Origin of the sequence: Bacillus methanolicus MGA3 (assembly GCF_000724485.1) — a bacterium.
Lineage (GTDB): Bacteria > Bacillota > Bacilli > Bacillales > Cytobacillaceae > Bacillus_Z > Bacillus_Z methanolicus_A.
Window position 1 is genome coordinate 2,521,609 of record NZ_CP007739.1, and the last position, 25,352, is coordinate 2,546,960.

Here is a 25,352-nt window from a genome sequence, read left to right on the forward strand (position 1 = left end):
TAACCTCCAGTTAATTGTTTTTTTCGATAAACTGCACTATGCCTTTTACCATTTCCTCGATAGTATAAATTTGCGGGACCACATCTACTTTAAGTCCGAGAGAGGAAGCTTTTTCTGCCGTTACAGGGCCAATGCAGGCGACAATACAATCTTTCATTTTTTCATAACCATTGTTCTCACGTACAATTTTCATAAAATGGCTAACTGTTGATGGGCTCGTAAATGTTAGAATATCTACCTTCCCGGACTGCACTGCATCAGCAAGCAACAAACGGCTTGTTTCAGGGAAATAGGTTTCATAGATGATCACTTCTTCGACGTGTGCTCCTCTTTCCTGCAAGGAAGAAGCAATATACTCTCTTGCTAAATTCCCTTTAGGCAGCAAAATTTTTAATCCTTTCGTTACATATGGCAAAAACTCTTTAACGAATCCCTCTGCTACATATTCAGTGGGCCTAAAATCCGCTTTATAGCCTTTCTCATTCAGAGTGTGTTCTGTTTTTTTCCCAATTACTGCAATCTTTGAAACAATCTTTCTGTTGCCTAAAAATGAAAAGAAAGTATCAACGGTAACACTACTCGTAAAAACAATCCAATCATATGAATTTAGCTTTTTTATTATCCCCCGGATTTCTTCTGTTTCAGTAACGGGGCGGAATGCAATGAGAGGTATTTCTACCGGAATTCCTCCATAGTCTCTTACAAGCTCTGCAAAAGATTTTGAGTGATTTTTCCCTCTTGGGATTAAAACACTTTTACCGCGTAAAGGAAGAGAAGATCTCATGTACGATCCTGCTCCTGTTTCACTTTTTCGATTAAATCCTTAGCTCCTTTATTGATCAGCTTATCTGCCACAGAAATCCCTAATTCCTCGGCGTTACGACCGGCAGCTTGTTCCTTATATATTTCTTTGCCGTCAGGAGAAGCGACGAGCCCGGTCAAGACGATTTCATCGTTGTCATTAATAAAAGCATAGCCCGCAATCGGAACTTGACAGCCGCCTTCCATTTTTTGCAGAAATGCTCTTTCTGCACGGACCGCTCTTGATGTTTTTTCAGAAGTGAATTTTTCAAATAATTTCAAAAGCTCATGGTCATCACTTCGGCACTCTATTGCCAAAGCCCCCTGTCCAACAGCAGGAAGGCATACATCCGTATCTAAAAACTCGGTTACAAAGTCAGAAGTCCAGCCCATTCTCGATAAGCCTGCAGCAGCTAAAATGATCGCATCATATTCTTCTGTTTCTAGTTTTGCTAATCTCGTATCAATGTTTCCGCGTATCCATTTAATTTCCAGATCCGGACGCTTTGCCAGAAGCTGAGCCCCCCGGCGAAGACTGCTTGTCCCAATCCTCGCACCTGGCTTCAATTCTTTTAAAGGAATATGATTTTTCGAAATCAGGGCATCCCGATGATCTTCGCGCTCAGGTATGCATCCAATCATTAGGCCTTCAGGGAGGATTGCAGGCATATCTTTCATACTGTGAACAGCCATATCAATTTCTTTATTCAGCATTGCTTGTTCAATTTCTTTTACAAATAATCCTTTTCCCCCTACTTTTGAAAGGGTAACATCTAAAATCCTGTCCCCTTTTGTCACGATTTCTTTGACTTCGAAATCAAAAGACGGGTCGAGCTTTTTTAATTGCTCGATTACCCAGTTTGTCTGTGTAAGTGCCAGTTTGCTTCGCCTTGAGCCGACGATAATTTTTCTCATGTTTTCCTCCTAAAATTATGTATACCAAAAATGGAATGTTGACAATTTTCCAAAAAGGAAAAAGTTAATCAATACAATTAAAAATGAAGCAAGGTTCCAAAGGGCCAACGATTTCCCGAACAATCCTTTCGCTACCCGAAGATATAAATAAATACTATAAACTGTCAGGACGACAAACGACCCAATCACTTTCATGTCATACCAATGCATATTAGGAACTTTTATGTATGCCCACTGCATTCCTAAAATCAGACTCAATATCAGCATTGGTACTCCGATGACATTTAATACATATGACATATGTTCTAATTTTGATAAATCAGCAATCCGAACAAGTCTTTTCCCCCACTTTTTCCTTTTGAGCAAATCGTATTGAATCATGTAAAGGACCGAAAAAACAAATGAGAGCGAAAATGCCCCGTACGATAAAATAGCCATTGTTATATGGATGAGAAGCAGTTCGGAAACGAGCTTCTGAGCCATCACTTGGGATTCTACTTGAACTGGAGCGAAAGTATGAATGGCCATAATGATAAAACCTAGTACATTAGTAAAAAAGACAATAAAATCAACACGCAATAACCGATTGATCCCCAGCGAAAGAGTTATTAAAACCCACGCATAAAAATAAAGCCCCTCAAATATGGTCAGAACGGGGAATCTTCCTGTCTCCAACATATATAAAAACAAAAAAAGCGTTTGCAGCACCCATACAAATGCAAGTAACCAGAAGGCCACTTTGTTCGCCTTCCGGTTATTGTGAAGAAAATCAATAAAATATAAAAGGACACTAAAAGCATACAGAATAACGGTCAGTTCATGCAGCCTTGTCATATAAATATCAAACATGGACAGAACCCCTTTTATGATTGAAAGGAAGCCTGTTGTGAACGAACCATAATCTGCTTAGAGTCAACTGCTTTCGCCTCTTGCTGCTCCGCAACAAGCTTTTCGATATTAAAGATCTTAATGAAAAGATCTAGAGCATGGTCTGCATCCGGCTGTCCCGCAAGCTCCTTAGCTTGCAAAATCGGATCTTTCAACAGCTGATTGATGATGCTTTTCGTATGCTTATTCAGCACTTTCTTTTCACGTTCAGTTAAGTTAGGCAACTTTCTTTCAATGCTTTTCATCGTTTCAGCCTGAATGCCGAGCGCCTTTTCGCGAAGCGCCGAAATAACTGGCACTACTCCCAGCATGTGTAGCCATCTCTTGAATTCAACAATTTCGCCTTCAATCATCATCAAAATGTGAGCGGCAGCTTTTTTGCGTTCCTGCATATTTGCTTCAACAATACCTTCAAGATCATCGATATCATACAGGAATACACTTTCAAGTTCGGCAATCGCTGGGTCCAAGTCACGCGGAACGGCGATATCAACCATAAAAAGCGGCTTCCCTTTTCTCATCTTTTCAACATTTTCCATCATATCTTTTGTCACAACAAAATCATTTGATCCTGTTGAACTGATGAGTATATCAGCATCAACAAGAGCGCATTGGAGTTCTTGCAATGTCCGGGCCTTCCCGTTGAATCGATTGGCCAAATTTACTGCTTTCTCATAGGTGCGGTTTATCACTGTTACCCTGCTTGCTCCATTCCCATACAAGTTTTGGATAGCAAGTTCCCCCATTTTTCCTGCACCCAATACAAGAACGTGTTTATTTTTAAGAGAACCAAAAATCTTTTTCGCTAGCTCAACAGCTGCATAACTTACAGAAACAGCATTTGCACCGATTTCTGTTTCGGAGTGGGCACGCTTAGCAAGTGTAACCGCTTGCTTAAATAATTCGTTAAATACTGTACCAATAGTATTTTCTTGCTGTGCCAACAAGAAACTTGATCGAACCTGTCCCAATATTTGAGTCTCGCCCAATACCATTGAATCCAGTCCGCAAGCTACCTTAAACAAATGTTCAATCGCACCGTCATGCTCATATTTAAACAAATATGGAGAAAATTCATCTTGGTTTATTCCAAACCATTCTGACAAAAATTCCTTTATATAATAGCGGCCAGTATGAAGCTGATCCACAACCGCATATATTTCCGTACGGTTACACGTAGAGAGAATGACATTTTCCAGTATGCTCTTTTTCTCTTTAAGTGTTTTCATCGCATCCCCAAGGCTTGCCGGATTAAATGTCAATCGCTCACGGATTTCGACAGGGGCGGTTTTATATGTTAGACCGACAGCTAAAATATGCATGTGTAAATTGACACCCCCAAAATCATTAAGTCGCTTCTATTATTATAACACGTGCATTTTTATTTTTTAGAACGAATTGTGAACAGAAATTGAAAACATATTATCATATTTGATGAATGAGGACTTCAAACGAAAAAACTGGACAAAGATCCTATTTTTAAATAAGATTTTTTTAGCAATTCCAGACAAGACATCCCTTGTACAATACCAAATATAGCTTGCACAATCAAGTAAACGTTATTGGAAGTGGTGAAGTGTGTGAAAAATCAGCGTATTTTCCCCGGTATCATCTTAATCGGCTTTGGGATTTATTTTTACCTTCAGCAATCAAATATAACCGTGTTTCAGGAGTTTTACACTTGGCCAACATTGCTGATGATTGTTGGTCTGGCTTTTTTGGGACAAGGCTATTTGGCAAAAGATTATGAAGCGATCTTGCCAGGCGTTATTTTGTTCGGATTCGGACTGCATTTTCATGTTGTAAACCGGTTGGCAATATGGCCCAATCATATAGGAACCTTTATCATGATTATTTCTTTAGGCTTTTTCCTGCGCTATCAAAAAGTTGGAACAGGTTTCTTTCAAGGCGTGTTATTCTTGATTCTTGCAGTACTGCTCCTGTTTTACGACAAGATTACCGGCTGGTTCGGCCATCTTGAAAACCGTGTGTCCATGGCATGGAAATTCTGGCCTGCTGCCTTAGTGTTAATCGGAGTTTATTTAATCATATTTAAGAAAAAGTAGAGACAGGCTTATCTTTCCCTGTCTCTCTTTATCATTAAACAATTATTTACATATAACTTTCAATAATCGACCAAGCCTTTTCTTTTCCTTCTCCCGTCTCAGAGGAAAAAATAACGATTTGGTCATTTTGGTCCAAGTTCAATTTTTCTTTTGTTATCTTTAAATGCTTCTGCCACTTCCCTTTCGGAATTTTATCGGCCTTCGTAGCAATAACAATACAAGGGATTTCATAATGCTTAAGAAAATCATACATCATCACATCGTCCTCAGTCGGCTCATGCCGGAAATCCACAATTAAAATAACAGCTTTAAGCTGTTCTCTTGAAGTAAAATACGTTTCAATCATTTCACCCCATGCTGCACGCTCGCTTTTTGAAACCTTTGCATAACCGTAACCTGGAACATCAACAAAATGGAACGCTTCATTAATTAAATAAAAATTCAATGTCTGGGTTTTCCCTGGTTTTGATGAAGTTCTGGCCAGGTTTTTCCTGTTCAGCATTTTATTGATAAATGAAGATTTCCCTACATTTGATCTGCCGGCTAATGCAAATTCCGGTAAAGCCTCACTGGGATACTGGTCAGGCTTTACCGCACTAATGACAATTTCTGCACTGTTTATTTTCATTGAACTTCACCGCCGCCAAGGGCGTGTTTGAGAACTTCATCCACATGCGAAACTAAAACAAAATCGAGTTCGTCTCTTACGCTGTCAGGAATTTCATCAATATCCTTTTCATTTTCCTTTGGAAGAATAATTTTCGTAATTCCTGCACGATGAGCGCTCAATGTCTTTTCCTTAACGCCTCCGATTGGCAGAACGCGTCCCCTAAGCGTGATTTCACCTGTCATTCCGACTTCTTTACTGATAGGTTTTCCTGATAAAGCGGAAACAAGAGCAGTTGCAATTGTAATTCCGGCAGAAGGTCCGTCTTTCGGCACTGCACCTTCAGGAACATGGATATGAATATCATATTTTTCATGGAAATTCTCATCTATACCAAGCTCTTTTGCTTTTGAACGGACATAACTGAAAGCAGCCTGTGCTGATTCTTTCATGACGTCACCGAGTTTTCCGGTTAATACAAGTTTTCCTTTTCCTGGTGACAATGATACTTCAATTTGCAGAGTATCACCGCCAAAAGTTGTGTAAGCAAGGCCAGTGGCAACACCAACCTGGTCTTCCATCTCGGCTTGGCCATACCGGAATTTCGGCTTCCCTAAAAACTCTTCCACATTCTTCTCGGAAACAACTACTCGTTTTTTCTCTCCTGAAACGATAATTTTAGCTGTCTTCCTGCAAATGGTGGCAAGCTGGCGTTCCAAACCGCGTACACCTGCTTCCCGGGTATAGTAACGGACAATCTTTTGAATCGCATCTTCACGGACTTGAAGTTGGGCTTTTGTTAACCCGTGTTCTTTTATTTGCTTAGGTAAAAGATGATCTTTTGCAATATGGATCTTTTCAAGCTCTGTATATCCAGCGATTGTAATAATTTCCATCCGGTCTCTGAGAGGTCCTGGGATTGTCGACAAATCATTTGCCGTTGCAATAAACATTACTTTTGAAAGATCGTACGGTTCTTCAATATAGTGGTCGCTAAAATTATGATTTTGTTCCGGATCCAGCACTTCTAGCTTCGCAGCAGAAGGGTCGCCGCGGAAATCACTAGACATTTTATCGATTTCATCTAGAAGAAAAACTGGGTTTATTGTCCCGGCTTTTCTCATTCCTTGGATAATACGGCCGGGCATTGCTCCTACATAGGTGCGTCGATGACCTCTTATTTCTGACTCATCGCGGACACCTCCAAGAGAAATACGAACAAATTTACGATTTAATGAAGTTGCGATCGAACGGGCCAAACTTGTTTTCCCAACTCCCGGAGGCCCGGCAAGGCAAAGAATAGGGCCTTTTAATGAACGGGTCAATTGTTGGACGGCTAAATATTCTAAAACCCGTTCCTTCACTTTCTCAAGGCCGTAGTGGTCTTTATTCAAAATTCGCTCAGCTTTGTGAATATCAAGATCATCGTCCGTTTTCTTTGTCCACGGCAATGAAATAAGCCACTCAATATAGTTCCGGATCACAGCGCTCTCTGCGGAACTTGAAGGAACTTTTTCGTATCGGTCAAGTTCTTTAAAAGCGGTTGCTTTTACATGTTCAGGCATGCCTGCTTGTTCAATTTTTTCCGTAAGCTCTGCAATTTCTCCGGATTTTCCTTCTTTTTCTCCCAATTCCTTTTGAATGGCTTTCATTTGTTCACGCAAGTAGTATTCTTTTTGCGTCCTTTCCATTGAACGTTTTACTCGCTGGCCAATCTTCTTCTCTAAATTCAATACTTCTTTCTCATTATGAAGTATTTCAATGATACGGTTCATTCTTTCTTTTATGTCTACTGTCTCAAGAATTTCCTGCTTTTCTTTTAGCTTTAGCGGAAGGTGCGAGGAAATGACATCCGCCATTCTCCCTGGCTCCTCAATGTCAGCAACGGATGAATACGTTTCCGCAGAAATTTTTTTAGACATTTTTATGTACTGCTCAAAGTACTCAAGCATTGTTCTCATTAAGGCCTGATCTTCCGCATCTTTTGTTTCCCTGTCTTCATATGTTCTTAATGAAACTTCATAGTGATCATCTTCATCAAAGAACGAAATGATTTCGGCACGTTTTAAGCCTTCCACTAAAACACGAATCGTACCATTAGGGAGTTTCAGCATTTGCTTTACTTTTGTTAATGTTCCCATATGATACACGTCTTCTTCTGTTGGATCATCTATAGAAATGTCTTTTTGGGTTGTTAAGAAAATTAAATGGTCATCTACCATTGCTTTTTCAAGGGCCTGAACCGATTTTTCACGTCCGACATCTAAATGAAGGACCATTGTCGGATAAACAAGCACTCCCCGAAGCGGTAGGAGGGGGACGATGATTTCTTCTTTATACGCCATATCATTGCACCTCCAAATGCAAATCTTATATATCCGTAAATTGCATAATAATTCTTTGTACAATTCTAACTTATTTACTAGAGAATGAGCAAACAAAAACTTCGGTTTGTCAAAAATGCCTGGCAAACCGAAGTCCCGGTTGAACTATATGCTTTCTTTCTTAGCTAATTCAATCGAAGCTTGAATGGCTTGATCCCGAGGTTTCCCTTTTACAAATGCAAGGTCAAACACTTCATTTAGATGAGTGACCGGAACAATTTTTATATCTTTTATTTCATTTAAAATTGATTGCATATTTTCTTCAGGTATAATAACCGTTTTGGCGCCTGCTTTTTTTGCTGCGACAACTTTCGGATACACTCCACCAATTGGCTTTACTTTTCCATGTATGCTGATTTCTCCTGTCATTGCAATCGTGTTATTAACCGGAATTTTATAAATCGCCGAGTAAATAGCAGTTGCCATGGCGATGCCTGCAGAGGGGCCATCAATCGGAATTCCGCCTGGGAAATTCACATGAATATCAAATTCATCTGCCGGAACTTTCATGGAACGGAGAACGGTTATGACATTTTCAATTGATCCTCTTGCCATGCTTTTTCTTCGGATCGATTTCCCGCGGTCCCCTATGCTTTCCTCTTCAACAATTCCGGTAATATTGATAGATCCTTTTTCTTTTGCGGGTATGACCGTTACCTCAATTTCAAGCAGCGCCCCTATATTCGGACCATAAACGGCAAGACCGTTTACAAGGCCAATATTGGATTTGGGGTGTATTTTTTTTTCAATTCTTGGACTTAACTGGCTCGAATTGATGACCCATTCTATATCTTCATCTTTTATATAATTTCGGTCTTCATTAATGGCCAATCCGGCAGCTGTTTGCACCATGTTTACAGCTTCACGTCCGTTCCTTGCATATGTCGAAAGAATATTGAGGCCTTGTTCCGTTATTGACAAGCGAACCTTTTCAGCAGCTTTTTTTGCCACTACTGCTATTTCTTCCTGGTTTAGATCCCTGAAAAAAACTTCTATACATCTCGAACGGATTGCCGGCGGAATTTCGTTAGGGGTTCTCGTTGTAGCACCTACAAGGCGAAAATCAGCCGGCAGCCCGTTTTTAAAAATATCATGGATATGAGTGGGAATTTGTGTATTTTCTTCATTATAATAAGCACTTTCAAGAAAAACTTTTCGATCCTCCAATACTTTTAAGAGCTTATTCATTTGAATTGGATGAAGTTCTCCTATTTCATCAATAAACAAAACTCCTCCATGAGCATTTGTCACCGCTCCCTGCTTTGGCTGCGGAATACCTGCCTGTCCCATCGCTCCTGCACCTTGATAAATCGGATCGTGGACAGATCCGATTAGCGGATCGGCGATCCCTCTCTCATCAAATCGGGCTGTCGTTGCGTCTAATTCGATAAACACTGATGACCGCTGAAAAGGAGATTTCTGGTTTTTCTTTGCTTCTTCCAGCACAAGCCTTGCTGCTGCAGTTTTTCCTACTCCAGGCGGTCCGTATATAATAACATGCTGAGGATTCGGTCCGCATAAAGCCGCTTTTAGTGATTTAATCCCATCCTCTTGGCCGACAATATCTTCAAATCTGGAAGGGCGTACTTTCTCAGATAATGGTTCAGTCAATGAGATCGATCTCATTTTTTTCAGCTGCTCCATTTCCTTTTTTGACTCTCGATCAATGGAAACCTTTTGCGTTCGCTGGCTCCTTAACAAATTCCAAAAATAGAGGCCGATGATGATTCCGAAAAACAGTTGAATGAATAAGGCAATACCGGTCCAACTCATAGTGTTCCCTCCTGCATGAAATAAGTTCTATCTGATATATGGTAGTATCTCCGGCACTGAGTTGGAATAATCAAAAATTTAGAGAAAAAACCTTTACATATAAAAAGACCAAACCCTATACAAGGATTTGGTCCATTTAAACAAATGCTTATCTAACTCCTGATTGTCCTGTCCAGCCTCACCCAGCTCCGCGAAGCCGCTTCGGGCCTGCTTCTGAAGACAAAAAACGTATCAGTACCATGAACGAAAGCAGCTGTCGGAAAAATCAGCCAGTTCCGTTTAATTTAAGCGGAAGTTTTTCTTTTTTCATCAATCACTGTTCCATCATGCAGAATTAGCTTCGGTGCGCTGTTGTTAGCAACAGTTTCTTTTGTAATGATGCATTTTGTAATATCGTCCCTAGAAGGCAGTTCAAACATGACATCAAGCATAATGCCTTCAATAATCGAACGAAGTCCCCGCGCTCCTGTCTTGCGCTCAATTGCTTTTTTCGCAATTTCTTGAAGGGCAGCGTCTTCGAATTCCAATTCCACACCATCAAGTTCAAGCATTTTTTGATATTGTTTTACCAATGCATTTTTTGGTTTTGTTAAAATTTCAACTAAAGCATCTTCATCTAACTGCTCAAGGCTTGCAATAACAGGCAAACGCCCTACAAATTCAGGTATTAATCCGAATTTCAATAAGTCTTCTGGCAGAACTTTTGAAAGAAGATCTTTATCATCAACTTCAGGAATTTTTGAATCGCCGCCGAATCCAATAACTTTTTGTCCTAAACGTCTTTTAATAATTGGTTCAATGCCATCGAATGCTCCGCCGCAAATAAACAGGATGTTCGTTGTATCAATCTGAATGAACTCTTGATGAGGATGCTTGCGCCCTCCTTGAGGAGGCACGCTTGCAACCGTACCTTCAAGAATTTTCAACAATGCCTGTTGTACCCCTTCTCCGGAAACATCCCTTGTTATTGAAGGATTCTCAGATTTACGGGCAATTTTATCAATTTCATCAATGTAAATGATCCCTTTTTCCGCTTTTTCAACATCATAGTCTGCGGCTTGAATGAGTTTTAGCAAAATGTTTTCAACGTCTTCCCCGACATACCCTGCTTCTGTCAGTGAAGTAGCATCAGCGATCGCAAAAGGTACATTTAAGATTCGGGCTAATGTTTGGGCAAGCAATGTTTTACCGCTTCCTGTCGGTCCGATCATACATATATTGCTTTTTGATAGCTCGACATCATCAATCTTGCTGTTGGAATTAATCCGTTTATAATGATTGTATACGGCAACAGAAAGTGACTTTTTTGCTTGATCCTGCCCGATGACATATTCATCAAGAATTTCACGAATTTCTTTTGGTTTCGGCACATCTTTGAACTCCACTTCTTCCTCAGTGCCTAACTCTTCCTCCACAATTTCAGTACATAATTCAATACACTCATCACATATATATACACCCGGACCGGCAACTAATTTTCGGACCTGGTCTTGTGTTTTTCCACAGAAAGAACACTTTAGCTGTCCTTTTTCATCATTAAATTTAAACATGATATTCACCCCTTCAAGAACTTCCTATATACAAATACGGATCACAAGCGAACTTTTCTTATTATTCAGCCTTTTCTAAGAAAAAATCTAGCAGTTATGTATTGCATTGTATCACATTTTTTAGATAGACAGAAACTAATTAATCTTAAATTAAGTTAAGTTACGTTATGGATCCTCAAATAAAAAATTATGTACTAATTCATCATATCCAGAAACACGCTGCTTAAATCCTATATTTTTCAACTTATTAATTTTCTCTTTATATATGTATATGTATAAAACAAGGCACGATTGCATCGCGCCTTGCATTTAGTAATTATTTACTATTTTCTACAGGTGTACTTTCAACTGTTTTGCTGTTTTCTACAAGGAAATCAATCGTTTTTCGATTTTGAATATTTCCTTTTATACCTTCAAGGCTTCCTATAGCTTTTTTAATGTCCTCTACTGACATGTTATACATTTCTGCCATTTTTTGCAACTCTTCATTTACTTCTTCATCCGTTGCATCTATTTTTTCTGCTTTTGCAATGGCCTCAAGAGTAAGGGCAATGCGAACACGCTTTTCAGCTTCTTCTTTCATTTGTTCACGAAGAGCACTTTCATCTTGTCCTGAGAATTGGAAGTATAAATCAAGAGTCAAGCCTTGCATTTGCAAACGCTGTTCAAATTCGTTCACCATGCGGTCCACTTCATTCTCAACCATTACTTCCGGAAGATCGAATTCTGCATTTTCAGTTGCCTTTTCAACAACGGTATCACGAACATAGTGCTCAGCTTCATGCTGTTTATCTTTTTCTAATCGTTCTTTGATTTTTGCTTTCAGCTCATCAAAAGTTTCCGCTTCTTCATCCACGTCTTTTGCAAATTCATCATCAAGCTCAGGAAGAATTTTTGTTTTTACTTCATGAACTTTCACTTTAAATACTGCAGGTTTACCTGCTAATTCTGCAGCATGGTACTCTTCAGGGAACGTTACCTGAATTTCTTTTTCTTCCCCGGCAGCTGTACCTACTAATTGCTCTTCAAAGCCTGGAATGAATGAACCTGAGCCAAGTTCAAGCGAATAGTTTTCACCTTTTCCGCCTTCAAACGCTTCTCCATCAACAAAACCTTCAAAGTCAATTACAACGATGTCGCCATTTTCAGCAGTTCCTTCTTCTTTCATTACAATCTCTGCATGGCGTTCTTGAATAGCTTTTATTTCATTATCTACATCTTCGTCAGTTACAGTCGTATCAAATGCTTCTACTTCAATTCCTTTGTATTCGCCAAGTTTCACTTCTGGCTTTACTGTAACAGTCGCTTTAAAAATTAAACTTTTGCCCTTTTCAATTTGTTCAACATCAATTTCAGGGCGGCCAACAGGCTCAATACCAGTTTCTTCAATCGCATTTACATATGCATCAGGTAATAGGTAATCAATTGCTTCCTGGTAAAGAGATTCAACTCCAAAACGCTTTTCAAAAAGGGAACGAGGCATTTTTCCTTTACGGAAACCAGGAACACTAACCTGTTTTACTACCTTTTTAAATGCGAAGTCTAAGCCTTCGTTGAATTTCTCTGCATCGACTTCGAATGTAAGAACCCCGCGGCTCCCTTCTAATTTTTCCCAATTCGCAGACATACTGTTTTTTCCCTCCAACAAATCTATTAATCATTTTCAATGATCGAAAATCGTCTGAATATGTCTTGTCTTGCAAGTCATAATCCATTGTTTTCAAATAAAATTTTTCTGTTTACATATTACAACCATTACATTATAACATACGTTGGCGTTCTTTCAACAGCCATGCCTAAATATTCGGATAAGAAATTTCTTCTACATCCCTGATAATTTTCAAAGCTTTATTTATTTCTTCTGCAGGGATATGATATTTCTCAGCCAGCTTGTCGAGTGAATAAGATGACCCGAAATATTCCAACCCTATAAAATGGTAGGCAGCTGCCCAAACGGAAGGATCAGTCGGCCCGAGATCAAACGGATACATAAGAAAGAAATGCCGTTCAATTAACATCCTAATATTTTCAAACAAGACCGGATCCTCGTTTCCGAGTGTATCTTTTAACTTATCAGTGATCTCGAACATTTTGTTTTGTTCACGAATATCTGTTAATTTAGCTGGAATAAGATATTCTGATTTGCCAAATTTATTGACACGAACTTCTTTTTCATATTCTTGCTCTTTTAATATGTTCAGCAGCATCGTTTTTAAGAATGGATGTCCATCTTCTGAAATGAAATAAGATTTTATTTCTTCGATAAATGGACGAATGTTTTGCTTTGACAACTTTGCGACCTTCAGTATTTGCTCTTTAGGGTCATGACTAGAAAACAAGCTTTTTTTAGCCTCTTGCAATGAGTGCGAGTTTTCTTCTTCCACTCGCTTTTCCTTTTTACCCTCGGTCATTTTTTTGCTTAAATGGAGTATTCTTGAAAAATGTTCAAACTTCTCCGGCGGGATTTCCTTTTCTTCCAAAAGAGCTTCGATCACGGCTACAATTTCTTCAAATTCGTTCAACTGAATAAGAATGCTTATATACAATTCTACAATTTTAAAATAATCGCCGATCCCCTCCTTGAGCATCTCCTTCGCCAGCAGTTTTGCCTCTCTAAGATTTCCCGATTCAAAATTGGCAAGTACTAGTCCAATATGAATATCGGTATTCTCCGGGTCAAAATTCTTTGCTTCAGATAGTAATTGGATTGCCTCATTATATTTTTTTTGCTGAAGTTTTTCCATTCCTTTTTCCATTAACCTTTTTTCCAAATCGGGAAACAGTATAATGTTACCATTATTGATACGATCCCGTTTTTTCATACCGGATACCGCCTTACTAATTTAGTTAACGTTAGTTTAGCACGAAGGGACCGTGAAAAAAAGATTCACAGTAAGAACCGTGAATCTAAACATTTAAAGTTTTCTTTTCATATTCTTTTATATATTCCTCTAGCTGCAATGTAATTTCAATTTCATCCCAACCGTTTAGAAGAAGTTTTTTCCAATATGGATGAATTTCAAAAGAAGCTTTAAAACCTTTTTCATCTGAAACATGCTGATCTTCTAGATTAATTGTTAATAAGTACGGCTGGTCTTTAGCCTGCTCAAGAAGATATGCAACCTGTTCTGCTTCTAAAGTTATGGGCAGCATCCCGTTCTTCAAACAATTTTGATAAAAGATGTCAGCAAACGAAGGAGCAATGATCGCTCTAAAACCATAGTCCAAAAGCGCCCATGGTGCATGCTCCCTAGAAGATCCGCAGCCGAAATTTTCATTGACAATTAAGATTGTTGCTCCTTGATTTTCCGGAAAATTCAATTCAAACTCCGGGTTCAAAGTACCGTCCGGCAAAAAGCGCCAATCATAAAATAAAAATTCCCCAAATCCCGTTTTTTCAATTCTTTTTAAAAATTGTTTTGGAATAATTTGATCTGTATCAACATTTGCTCGATCAAGTGCAACTGCTTTTCCTTTAAATTGTTGAAATCCGCTCATAGAAAATCCTCCTTTCTAAACAGCCTCTGTCACAGCTAATTTTCGAACATCCACAAACCTTCCGTAAATGGCAGCTGCGGCAGCCATGGCTGGACTTACTAGATGAGTGCGGGCACCCGCTCCCTGCCTTCCTTCGAAGTTTCGGTTTGAAGTCGAGGCACAATGTTCTCCTGGAGGAACTACATCGGAATTCATACTCAAACACATACTGCAGCCGGAATCTCTCCATTCAAATCCAGCTTCAAGAAAAATCTTATCTAGTCCTTCCTCTTCCGCTTGCCGCTTTACCTGTTGCGATCCTGGCACAACAAGAGCTCTTACTCCTGGATGCACTCGCCTTCCTTTCGCAATTTCTGCAGCCGCCCTTAAATCTTCAATTCGAGAATTCGTACATGAACCAATAAACACATGCTGAATCTCAATATCTTCAATTTTTGTTCCTTCTGAAAGCCCCATATATGATAAGGCTCTTTCAAGTGATTTCCGCTCAGTCTCTGTTTTTGCTTCACTTAAGTAAGGGACATGTCCAGTGATTGGCGAAGTCATTCCTGGATTTGTTCCCCAGCTTACCATTGGTTCAATATCGCTCCCGTTAATGGAAAGCACTTTATCATAATAAGCATCCGGATCTGATGCAAGTTTCTTCCATTGAGATACCTTTTCTTCAAAACTTTTTCCCTTCGGTGCATATTTTCTGCCTCTTAAATAAGAAAAAGTAGTTTCATCTGGGCTGATTAAACCTGCTCTCGCACCGCCTTCAATTGACATATTGCATATCGTCATCCGTTCTTCCATCGACATATTTTCAATAACTTCTCCGCAATATTCAATGATGTACCCAGTTCCAAACTTTACTCCAAATTTAGCTAAGATGTACAAAATCACATCTTTTGCGCTAACCATCGGGGCAAGTTTGCCATTTATTTCAAGTTTTAATGTTTTCGGTTTTGTTTGCCAGAGCGTTTGAGTTGCCAATACGTGCTCTACTTCGCTAGTCCCAATGCCAAATGCAAGTGCTCCAAATGCACCGTGAGTGGATGTATGACTATCTCCGCAAACCACTGTCAAACCAGGCTGTGTCAATCCAAGCTCAGGTCCGATAACATGTACAATTCCCTGCTCCGGGCTGTTTAAATCCGCTAACGGAATTCCGAACTCTTTACAATTCTTTTCAAGTGTACTAATTTGATTTAATGCCACTTCATCATCAATTTTAAACCGGTTAATTGTCGGAACGTTATGGTCCATTGTCGCAAATGTCTTATCAGGTCTTCTTACTTTCCGGTTTTTGAGCCTAAGACCTGAGAAAGCTTGAGGAGATGTTACTTCATGAACAAGATGAAGATCAATATAAAGCAAGTCCGGCTTTCCTTCTTCACGATATACGACATGCTGTTCCCATATTTTATCTATAATCGATTTTCCCATGTCGATCCCCCTCTGTTTTAAGTAAAAATTTGCTGATAACAGGGGCTGACTCATAAAAGGTCTTACTCCCTCCGGCAAGACAATATTTAGAATGATTTTTTTGTGTGATTGTCTATTTGTTGTATTGGAGGGTCTGACCCTTTGTTTATGAGTCAGCCCCTATCCTTCCTATGCATTAGTCTCATATGCTTAAACTCAATTCATGATCTAAAAGCGCCGCTTTTATTTTTTCTACCATCTCTGTAGTGGTAATAATCTTCGCGTCAGAAGAAACAAGATCTTTTGTTCTGTACCCAGCATTAAGTACATGATTAACGGCGTTTTCCACTGCTTTTGCTTCATCTTCCAACCCAAACGAGAGGCGAAGCATCATGGCAGCTGATAAAATCATTGCAATTGGATTCGCGATGTTTTTGCCTTGTATATCAGGAGCTGACCCGTGAATTGGTTCATATAAATAAGGGCCGGTTAATGAAAGGCTTGCTGAAGGAAGCATTCCAAGCGATCCGGTCAGAACGGATGCTTCATCACTCAAAATATCTCCAAACATATTTTCAGTTACTATGACATCAAACTGTTTCGGATTTTTGATCAATTGCATCGCAGCATTATCCACAAGCATATGCTGAAGTTCTACGTCAGGGAATTTCTTTGCAATCTCTTCAGCGACTTCACGCCACATCCTGCTTGATTCAAGAACATTTGCCTTATCTACCGATGTAACCTTTTTCTTTCTTTTTCTTGCTAGCTTGAACGCCGTTTCAATCACGCGTTCCATTTCTTCCCTTTGGTAAAAGAGCGTATCGACTGCTGCTTCCTTTCCGTTTCTGTTCAAACGCTCACTCGGTTTTCCAAAGTATAGGCCGCCGGTCAACTCCCTTACCATCAGCATATCCACATCCTCAATCACTTCTGGTCGAAGCGGCGAGGAATCAGCAAGACTTTTATAAAAAGTTGTTGGTCTTAAGTTCGCAAACAAATTTAATTCTTTGCGAATTTTTAACAAACCTTGTTCAGGCCGAAGATGAACAGGAAGCTGATCCCATTTCGGCCCACCTACCGCACCAAGCAAAACTGCGTCGCTTTCTTTACAAAGCGAAACCGTTTCTTCAGGCAATGGACTCCCAGTTGCATCGTAAGCTTCTCCTCCAATTTTTCCATAGGAAAATTCAAATTGGCGGCCAAATCGTTCTCCAACTGCCTGCAAAATTTGTAATGCACCGGCAGTTACTTCTTTTCCAATCCCATCTCCAGGCAATACAGCAATTTTTTTTGCCATCGGAATTCCCCTCCGTTTATTCCACATTAATTGCTAGTAACCACTTCCGATTTTTCTCCAACATATATGACGCGATTGACTGCATTTAGATAGGCTTTGGCTGAAGCTTCGAGAACATCCTGAGCTAGCCCTCTTCCGCTTGTTTCTTTTCCTGCATAGCGCATTTTGACATACACCTGAGCGAGTGCATCCCTGCCGGCTCCAACTGATTGAATTCGATAATCAAGCAAATTAATTTTTTCTTTCATACATTTTTCAAGTGTGTTATATAACGCTTCAATACTGCCTGCACCGGTTCCGGCTTCTTGGATTATTTCATTATCACGGCCTGAAAGTGTAACCGTAGCAGTCGGTACTTGATTTGTTCCATATTGGATCTGAATCGAAATCAAGTCGTAAAAACGCTCTTCTTTTGTAAGTTTTTCTTCTAATACAATCGCAGCTAAGTCATCGTCAGTCATTTCTTTTTTTCGATCGGCCAAATCTTTAAAAACTTTAAACAAGTGGTCAATATCTTCATCAGGCACTGCTAAACCAAGTTCATTTAATCGGTTTTTAAATGCATGCCGGCCAGAATGCTTTCCGAGCACAAGTGAATTTGATTGGAACCCGACAAGGTCAGGAGAGATAATTTCATAAGTAGACTTTTCTTTTAAAACTCCATCTTGATGTATTCCTGATTCATGAGCAAACGCATTTTTCCCAACTACCGCCTTATTCGCCGGAACAACCATTCCAGTCAGTTTACTGACAAGGCTGCTTGTTCTGCTTATTTCTTTTAAATTTAATCTAGTCTCTGCATTAAAATGATCTTTTCGAATATAAAGTGCGACAGCTAATTCTTCAAGGGCTGCATTACCTGCCCGTTCGCCGATTCCGTTTATCGTCCCTTCAACTTGTGTAGCGCCATTTTCGACTGCAGAAAGGGCGTTGGCAATTGCCAATCCTAGATCATCATGGCAATGGGATGATAGCTCGACTTTATGAATGGAAGGAACATTTTCTTTTAAATAACGGAAAATGTTCCCATATTCTTGCGGAGTACTGTAGCCGACTGTATCCGGAATATTAATGACATGGGCGCCAGCTTGTATGACTGCTTCGATAATTTCAGCAAGATAAGGAAGCTCAGTCCGGCTGGCATCTTCTGCTGACCACTGAATAATTGGAAATTTCTTTGCCGCATATTTAACGGCCGCAACAGCCGTTTCTTTTACTTGTTCAGCAGTTTGTTTGAGTTTATATTGGCGGTGAATCGGCGAGGTTGCAATAAATACATGCAACCTCGGCTCTGCTCCCCCTTTTAATGCTTCCCATGCTGCATCAATATCCGCCATTACTGATCTCGCTAAACCAGTAACGGAACAGTTTTTTACTGTCTGGGCAATTTGTTCTACAGAAGCAAAATCCCCTTTCGAAGCGGCAGGGAAGCCGGCTTCGATTATATCGACATTCAACCGTTCAAGCTGCCTGGCAATCTCAAGCTTTTCTGATTGATTCAAATTGACGCCGGCTGATTGTTCCCCGTCTCTCAAAGTCGTATCAAAAATTTTAATTTTTCGCACTCGCGACCACTTCTTTCTTTTTGTCTTTATTAACAAATGGCATCATTTTTCTTAATTCTCTTCCGACTTTTTCAATTGGATGTTCTTTTTCACGCTCATTGATAGCGTTAAAGACAGGACGGTTCGCTTGGTTTTCTAAAATCCAGCCTTTCGCAAATTTACCTTCCTGAATATCTTTTAATACAGCTTTCATTTCTTGTTTCACTTGATCGTTTATAACACGCGGACCGCTTACGAAATCACCCCATTGAGCTGTGTCTGAAATGGAGTAGCGCATACCGGCTAAGCCGCCTTCGTACATAAGATCCACGATCAATTTAAGTTCGTGCAAACATTCAAAATAAGCGAGTTCCGGCTGATAACCTGCTTCTGTCAGCGTTTCAAATCCTGCTTTAACAAGTGCTGTAAGCCCGCCGCAAAGAACAGCCTGTTCACCGAATAAATCGGTTTCTGTTTCTTCTTTAAATGTTGTTTCAAGAGCCCCTGCGCGTAAAGAACCAATTGCTTTTGCATAAGCAAGCGCAAGTTCCTTTGCTTCTCCGGAAACATCTTGATAAATGGCAAACAAAGCAGGGACTCCAGCCCCTTCTTGATACGTTCTTCTTACTAAATGACCTGGGCCTTTTGGTGCGACAAGCAATACATCACATTCTTTTGGCGGAACAATTTGGTTAAAATGAATGTTAAATCCGTGGGCAAACATCAAAGCCTGGTTTGTTAAATTTGGTTCGATTTCTTCTTTATACACTTTCGGCTGCAATTCATCAGGAAGCAAAATCATTACCACATCTGCCTGTGCTGTTGCTTCACCAACCGAATAAACTTTAAAACCGTCTTGTTCAGCTTTCTCCCATGATTTCCCTTTTCTTAATCCGATAACAACATCAACTCCGCTGTCACGCATGTTTTGTGCATGGGCGTGTCCTTGAGAACCGTACCCGATTACTGCTACCTTTTTCCCGTTTAAATATTGTTCATTTGCATCTCCGTTATAGTACATTTTTGCCATGTTACATCTTCCTTTCCTTTTTTAAATTTATTTAATTAAACGATAGAAATTGTTTTGGCTGAATTTGATGTACGCTGGATTCCTCTCGGGAATGCCGTCGTACCCGTTCTTGCCAGTTCTTTGATTCCATATGGTTTTATCAATTCGATAAATGCCTCCACCTTTTCAGTTTCACCTGTAATTTGAATAACCAAGCTGTCTTTGCTCACATCGATAACAGAAGCCCGAAACGGTTGAATAAGTGAATAGATTTCACTTCTGGTATGAGGCGGAGCAAGAACTTTTATTAACGCAAGTTCCCGGGCTACAATTGATTGATCACTCATATCGGTGACTTTGATAACATCAATTTGTTTGTTTAATTGTTTTGTAATTTGTTCGATGATTCTGTCATTTTCTACGTGAACAACACAGGTGATTCTTGATACCCCTTCTTGTTCCGAATGTCCAACTGTAATGCTTTCGATATTGTAATTCCGTTTGGAAAATAGATTAGTAATGCGGTTTAACACACCGGGACGATTTAAAACTGTTAAGGAAATAATCCTCTTCACTGTTTAACACCTACCATTTCATGAATCCCTTTTCCTGGTGCGATCATCGGATAGACATTTTCATCAGGATTTACATGGAAATCGAGAAGAACCGGCTCCCGAGTATGCAAAACTTGATCAAGGATTGTTTCCGCTTCTTCTTCTGTGTGAATTTCATAGCCTTTTATTCCATATGCTTCCGCCAATTTCACGAATGAAGGCAGTGTTGGAAACTTACTATGTGAATAACGGGATTGATAAAAGATCTCCTGCCATTGCCGGACCATTCCGAGTGCTTGGTTGTTAAGAATAATTATTTTTATCGGAAGCTGTAGTTCGGCAATAACCGCAAGCTCCTGGCTGCACATTTGAAAACCGCCATCACCTGAAATCGAAAGGACACATGCATCAGGGTCTGCCAGCTGGGCTCCAATGCTTGCGGGAAGCCCAAAACCCATTGTTCCTAAACCGCCAGACGTTACCCATCTGTCCGGCTTTTTTAAAGGATAATATTGAGCTGCCCACATTTGATGTTGTCCAACATCAGTGACAACAATTGCGTCGCCATTCGTTTTCTCATACAGCATCTCCATAACTTTTTGCGGTTTTAGTGTAGCATCTTTCTCATAGTGGAACGGATGCTTTGTTTTCCATTCCTGTATAGTGTTCAACCATTCCGTGTTCTCTGGCCGCTTTCCTTCTTGAGCGATCAGCTGGGTTAATGCCTCCTTGGCGTCAGCAACAACCGGAATTTGTGTTGGAACATTTTTGCCGATCTCTGCAGGATCAATATCAATATGTGCAACTGTCGCCTTTGGGGCAAAATGCTGCAGGTTTCCGGTAAGCCGGTCATCAAAACGAGCCCCGATATTAATGAGTAAATCACATTCATACAGTGCCATATTGGCTGAATAACAACCATGCATACCTGCCATTCCTACAAACAAAGGATGGTTTGCCGGAAATCCTCCTAAACCAAGGAGCGTATGGACAACAGGGATTTGCTGCTGTTCGGCATATTTCTTTAATTCTTCTGATGCTTTCGCATGAAGGACGCCTGCACCAGCTAAAATAACCGGACGTTTTGCACTGCTTACTGCCTCTGTTAATTTTCTAATCTGTAAATAATTTGGCTGGGTATTCGGCTGATATCCCGGCAAATTGACTTCCACATCATCTGGAACAACAGCAACAGACGCAGCCATATCTTTCGGAATATCGATTAAGACCGGACCCGGCCTTCCGCTCGAGGCAATATAAAATGCTTCTTTTACGATCCGAGGAATGTCTTCAATGTTGCGAACCTGGTAATTGTATTTGGTTATTGGCGTCGTAATACCGAGAATATCTGCCTCCTGAAAAGCGTCCGTCCCGATTACTCCTGTTGCTACTTGCCCTGTAAATACTACAAGCGGTAAGGAATCCATCATGGCATCTGTCAATCCGGTCACAATGTTAGTAGCTCCAGGACCAGATGTGGCAATGACTACCCCTGGTTTCCCAGTGATTCTTGCGTAACCTTCGGCAGCATGAATGCCTCCTTGTTCATGCCTGGGGAGCACATGTAAGATCTTAGAATCGTAAAGCTTATCGTAAATCGGAAGAACAGCCCCACCCGGATATCCAAAGATTACTTCAACATTTTCCTTTACCAGTGCTTCAAGCAATAATTCTGCGCCACTTATCGCCTTTTTTTCAGCCTTTTTTTCCGTAAAGGCAGTTTCCTGCAACATTTTTGAGACCTCCTATTATTCACTGATTAAAAATGAATTGAAAAAAGCCCTTCCATCCCCCAAACAGCCCACTACACTTGGGCCTAAGGGGTGAAAAGGCTTTGAAACCTGTTCCACGGTACCACCCTTATTCACGCATAATTTGCGTGCACTCATGAACAGCAAGAATTTTGCTGCTCGTTTTGATAACGGGTGCCGTGCACCCGACCGGCCCTACTTGAATTCTCTTTCAAGCCAATGCTCGGAGGTGAGTTCATTTTATGGTGCCATTGCCAGTTCTCAGCTTCTCCGGCTCTCTGTTAATGGCGGTCCATAAAACTACTTATCCTCTTCAACGCTTTAGATTATTTAGCTAACATGCGGGGCTTCCTGTTGAAAATTTACTTTAACTCCCTCTTTAACTACTCGTTCCCTGAATTTTTCCAATAATTTTTTCGTGTGGACGCCAGGTACACCATCTCCGATTACTCTGCCATCCACTTTTACAACTGCAATAACTTCAGCTGCGGTTCCTGTAAGGAAAACCTCATCTGCCGTATAAACATCATGTCTTGTAAACGGCTCTTCTTTCACCTCGTAGCCAAGCTCTTCAGCAATTTCCATTACAGCGTTTCTAGTAATGCCTTCGAGAGCTCCAACATAGCCAGGGGGTGTTATGAAAACCCCGTTTTTTACGATGAAAATATTATCTGCCGATCCTTCAGCGACATAGCCCTGATCATTTAGCATAAGCGCTTCTTTAACGTTCGCTAAATGAGCTTCGATTTTAACGAGTACATTATTTAAGTAGTTTAAGGATTTTACTTTAGGGCTTAATACATCCGACCTATTTCGCCTTGTTGCTACTGTGACAATTTCCAGTCCTTTTTCATATAATTCTTTAGGATAAATAGATAGCGGTTCGACAATAACAACAACGCTAGCTTCTTTACAATTATTTGGATCTAAACCTAGATCTCCAACGCCTCTTGAGACAACAACCCGAATATAGGCATCTTCGAACCGGTTTCTTTGCACTGTTTCAGCGATGATTTCTGTTAACTCATCCTGAGTATGAGGAATTTCAAGCATAATCGACTTTGCCGATCTATAGAGCCGATCCATATGCTCTTTCATTCGAAAGATATTGCCGCTGTATACGCGAATTCCTTCAAAAACTCCGTCTCCGTACAAAAACCCATGATCATATACCGAAATTTTGGCGTTCTCTTTTGTCACAAATTCGCCGTTTAAATATATCCATTGTTCGGACACGAAAAACGCACCTCCATACTGTAATAAACAAACACTTTAAACTGTTGAAATTTAAATTGAAAAAGACTTCAATTACGGAAGCAACCATATAGCTTTTTACTTGCCGTTCACATTATGATTTTTATACATCATGAGTTGGTACAGAAACGGTTTTTGCCGATCTTTATTGCCAGAAAGTTCGGTTTATTTGAGGATTATCTTACGCTCATTTTATTTTAGAGTCAATAGCCTTTTTGTGAATTATTTGATAATTCCAATTTATCAGTTTTGTTGTATCCGCTTACAATATTGACATGCTAATATTTTTTGGAGAAAAAAATTTTTTTGAATTTTTATGTGATCAGAGGGGAATTTTGCTATCGTGGAAAGGGGAAAAACGCATCACAGTATTAATAGAAAAAATCCTCCATTTATGTTACTTTTTCTTACATTTAAGGAAGCGTTTCCAATATAAAGGTTAGGGTTAAAGTAGAAAAGACATCGTATAAAACAAAAGGTCAGACTCCTCCAATACAATATATAGACAAACACTATTCAAAACCATTCTATATATTATCATGGTTGGAGGAAGTCAGACCATTTTTAGTTTAACTAATGCACAGCATCATTTAATTTAAGAAAAAAGATAGTGCATTTGCCAAGCAGATTTATGAACACCCACTGCCCTGCGCCAGCCCGCTTGAATCCGCCGGCCCTTGCTCTACTCCTCAGCTGTTTTCTCAAACGGTATCTCGTCTCTTCTCGTTTTGGTCAGGTAGATGACTAAGCATAAGATTATTACGAGGAAGATCGCGCTTGTCCCTGTCGTACCCAGACCTAGGCCACCGTTATGGGAAGGTTGTGACAAGAAGTCACCAAGAGAGGCACCGAAAGGACGGGTCAATATATAGGCGATCCAGAAGGCCAGCACACCATTCAGCTTGAAGAAATAGTAGGCGATTGTTACCGCCACGATCATTGCTGCGAATATGAGCCCCGACTTCAAGTAACCCAAATTCATATCCTCTGATAATAGGTCACCGGCTGCAGTACCTAATGCAAAGGTGAACAGGATGGCCAACCAATAATACGCTTCCCTCTTGGTCGTGTAGATGGAGTGAATAGATAGAGTCTTTTCACTCGAGTACCATAACACAAAGGTTGCAAGCAATAATATGGTGAAGATGATGGTGCTCGTTTGCAGAGGAACTCCTAAGTTGTCCGTAAGGTTATCGGTCACTAGCGTGCCGACCACGCTGATCAGCACGACCACGAGCCAGTAAATCGTCGGCATATATTTCCTTGATCTAAACTGGAAGAACAATGTGATGACCAAGAGAACAGTCATGACTAGGGTCGTGTTGGTTAAGCCCCAATTCATTTTAAAGTTTAAGAAGTCTGCGGCCGTCTCTCCCACCGTCGTTGCCATAATCTTAATAATCCAAAAGAATATCGTGGCTTGTGGAACCTTGTTTAACATCTGTCTCCCTAGTGATGAGGTTATCTCCATATTTTTTTCCAATGAACTCATCTCCTTTTTGTTATAGATGAACCGTAAATATGTCCCAAAATAATTTCAAATACTCGTTTATTAATATTATTTTAAAAATAGTGGTTAAAAGACCTATACCCTACTTTAATATGCTGCAATTAAATGCATCTAAAAATCTAATTAAATTTAGATTAAGAGTCCATTAAAAGTCTTTAATTTTCTTTAATTCCTTTGGCAAAACCCCTGTTTAATGCATTGGTCAAAACAAAAAACCTCCTATATCGTTAGCAATTAAGTCAATATTACGGTGTAATTTCTTACATAACCGTTATACTGACTGTTTCACTAAACGATATAAGAGGTTGAATTAAGTGCGGGAAAGCACTTTATTATGTAGCGTCCCAGGAGAGATTCGAACTCCCGACCGACGGCTTAGAAGGCCGTTGCTCTATCCAGCTGAGCTACTGGGACACGAGTTATCATATCAAAGACAAGTTTTATTATATTAGCCTAATAATTAATTGTCAACACTAAGCAGCAATATTTTTTAAAACAATGGAATGAGGGAAGAAAATCTGCTTCCCTCATGTTCCATATG

General features: G+C 40.0%; 20 protein-coding genes, 1 tRNA gene and 1 other annotated feature. Of the genes, 1 reads left to right on the forward strand and 20 read right to left on the reverse strand.

All coding sequences use genetic code 11. From position 1 onward, the window contains the following. Positions 1-10: 10 nt before the first annotated feature. The 4 genes from BMMGA3_RS12225 to hemA are packed head-to-tail and all read right to left on the reverse strand — an operon-like array spanning position 11 to position 3,926. Entirely contained in the window at positions 11-784 is a 774-nt protein-coding gene (locus BMMGA3_RS12225; protein ID WP_003347593.1) for a uroporphyrinogen-III synthase, read from the reverse strand. Beyond that, positions 781-1,716 (reverse strand): hydroxymethylbilane synthase, encoded by a 936-nt coding sequence (gene hemC, locus BMMGA3_RS12230; RefSeq protein ID WP_003347592.1) that lies wholly within the window; start codon positions 1,714-1,716, stop codon positions 781-783. The genes BMMGA3_RS12225 and hemC overlap by 4 nt, the downstream gene beginning before the upstream one ends. A 15-nt stretch (positions 1,717-1,731) precedes the next feature. Continuing rightward, complete coding sequence (locus BMMGA3_RS12235) at positions 1,732-2,565, reverse strand: cytochrome c biogenesis protein (RefSeq protein ID WP_003347591.1); 834 nt, start codon at positions 2,563-2,565, stop codon at positions 1,732-1,734. Positions 2,566-2,579: 14 nt separating this feature from the next. Beyond that, positions 2,580-3,926, reverse strand: a complete 1,347-nt coding sequence (hemA, locus tag BMMGA3_RS12240) for a glutamyl-tRNA reductase (protein WP_003347590.1) — start codon at positions 3,924-3,926, stop codon at positions 2,580-2,582. A gap of 258 nt (positions 3,927-4,184) precedes the next feature. Here hemA and BMMGA3_RS12245 point away from each other — a divergent pair, with 258 nt between their 5' ends. Then, complete coding sequence (locus tag BMMGA3_RS12245; protein ID WP_003347589.1) at positions 4,185-4,670, forward strand: LiaI-LiaF-like domain-containing protein; 486 nt, start codon at positions 4,185-4,187, stop codon at positions 4,668-4,670. A 46-nt stretch (positions 4,671-4,716) separates the two neighbouring features. On the opposite strand, the gene yihA is transcribed toward BMMGA3_RS12245, so the two are convergent. From yihA to BMMGA3_RS12325, 16 genes are all read right to left on the reverse strand, one after another. Beyond that, positions 4,717-5,298 (reverse strand): ribosome biogenesis GTP-binding protein YihA/YsxC, encoded by a 582-nt coding sequence (gene yihA, locus BMMGA3_RS12250; protein ID WP_003347588.1) that lies wholly within the window; start codon positions 5,296-5,298, stop codon positions 4,717-4,719. Beyond that, complete coding sequence (gene lon / locus BMMGA3_RS12255) at positions 5,295-7,622, reverse strand: endopeptidase La (protein WP_003347587.1); 2,328 nt, start codon at positions 7,620-7,622, stop codon at positions 5,295-5,297. The genes yihA and lon overlap by 4 nt, the downstream gene beginning before the upstream one ends. A gap of 144 nt (positions 7,623-7,766) precedes the next feature. Continuing rightward, the gene (lonB, locus tag BMMGA3_RS12260) at positions 7,767-9,434 is read right to left on the reverse strand and encodes an ATP-dependent protease LonB (protein WP_003347586.1); all 1,668 of its coding nucleotides are present in this window, start codon (positions 9,432-9,434) and stop codon (positions 7,767-7,769) included. A gap of 284 nt (positions 9,435-9,718) precedes the next feature. Next, complete coding sequence (clpX, locus tag BMMGA3_RS12265; protein WP_003347583.1) at positions 9,719-10,984, reverse strand: ATP-dependent protease ATP-binding subunit ClpX; 1,266 nt, start codon at positions 10,982-10,984, stop codon at positions 9,719-9,721. A gap of 316 nt (positions 10,985-11,300) precedes the next feature. Continuing rightward, the gene (gene tig, locus BMMGA3_RS12270) at positions 11,301-12,611 is read right to left on the reverse strand and encodes a trigger factor (protein ID WP_003347581.1); all 1,311 of its coding nucleotides are present in this window, start codon (positions 12,609-12,611) and stop codon (positions 11,301-11,303) included. Positions 12,612-12,780: 169 nt separating this feature from the next. Continuing rightward, the gene (locus BMMGA3_RS12275) at positions 12,781-13,806 is read right to left on the reverse strand and encodes a tetratricopeptide repeat protein (protein WP_003347579.1); all 1,026 of its coding nucleotides are present in this window, start codon (positions 13,804-13,806) and stop codon (positions 12,781-12,783) included. 85 nt (positions 13,807-13,891) lie between these two features. Beyond that, a complete protein-coding gene (gene leuD, locus BMMGA3_RS12280; RefSeq protein ID WP_003347577.1) occupies positions 13,892-14,482 on the reverse strand; it encodes a 3-isopropylmalate dehydratase small subunit in 591 nt (196 codons plus the stop codon). Positions 14,483-14,497: 15 nt separating this feature from the next. Further along, the gene (leuC, locus tag BMMGA3_RS12285; protein ID WP_003347575.1) at positions 14,498-15,910 is read right to left on the reverse strand and encodes a 3-isopropylmalate dehydratase large subunit; all 1,413 of its coding nucleotides are present in this window, start codon (positions 15,908-15,910) and stop codon (positions 14,498-14,500) included. 181 nt (positions 15,911-16,091) lie between these two features. Beyond that, positions 16,092-17,189 carry a 3-isopropylmalate dehydrogenase gene (leuB, locus tag BMMGA3_RS12290; protein ID WP_003347573.1) on the reverse strand — a complete coding sequence of 366 codons (1,098 nt, stop codon included), beginning with the start codon at positions 17,187-17,189 and terminating at the stop codon, positions 16,092-16,094. 26 nt (positions 17,190-17,215) lie between these two features. Continuing rightward, positions 17,216-18,754 (reverse strand): 2-isopropylmalate synthase, encoded by a 1,539-nt coding sequence (locus tag BMMGA3_RS12295; protein WP_003347572.1) that lies wholly within the window; start codon positions 18,752-18,754, stop codon positions 17,216-17,218. Further along, positions 18,741-19,763: a ketol-acid reductoisomerase gene (gene ilvC, locus BMMGA3_RS12300; protein WP_003347570.1), complete on the reverse strand. Its 1,023-nt coding sequence runs from the start codon at positions 19,761-19,763 to the stop codon at positions 18,741-18,743. The genes BMMGA3_RS12295 and ilvC overlap by 14 nt, the downstream gene beginning before the upstream one ends. Positions 19,764-19,798: 35 nt before the next feature. Beyond that, positions 19,799-20,317, reverse strand: coding sequence for an acetolactate synthase small subunit (ilvN, locus tag BMMGA3_RS12305; protein ID WP_003347569.1), 519 nt, complete (start codon positions 20,315-20,317; stop codon positions 19,799-19,801). Further along, positions 20,314-22,029 carry an acetolactate synthase large subunit gene (gene ilvB, locus BMMGA3_RS12310; protein WP_003347567.1) on the reverse strand — a complete coding sequence of 572 codons (1,716 nt, stop codon included), beginning with the start codon at positions 22,027-22,029 and terminating at the stop codon, positions 20,314-20,316. The genes ilvN and ilvB overlap by 4 nt, the downstream gene beginning before the upstream one ends. An 83-nt stretch (positions 22,030-22,112) precedes the next feature. Continuing rightward, positions 22,113-22,373: a binding site (T-box leader), on the reverse strand. 4 nt (positions 22,374-22,377) lie between these two features. Next, positions 22,378-23,283, reverse strand: a complete 906-nt coding sequence (ilvE, locus tag BMMGA3_RS12315) for a branched-chain-amino-acid transaminase (protein WP_003347564.1) — start codon at positions 23,281-23,283, stop codon at positions 22,378-22,380. 700 nt (positions 23,284-23,983) lie between these two features. Beyond that, positions 23,984-24,772: a COG4705 family protein gene (locus tag BMMGA3_RS12320; protein WP_237712817.1), complete on the reverse strand. Its 789-nt coding sequence runs from the start codon at positions 24,770-24,772 to the stop codon at positions 23,984-23,986. A 379-nt stretch (positions 24,773-25,151) separates the two neighbouring features. After that, positions 25,152-25,225: transfer RNA gene (locus BMMGA3_RS12325), tRNA-Arg, on the reverse strand. Positions 25,226-25,352 lie beyond the last annotated feature (127 nt).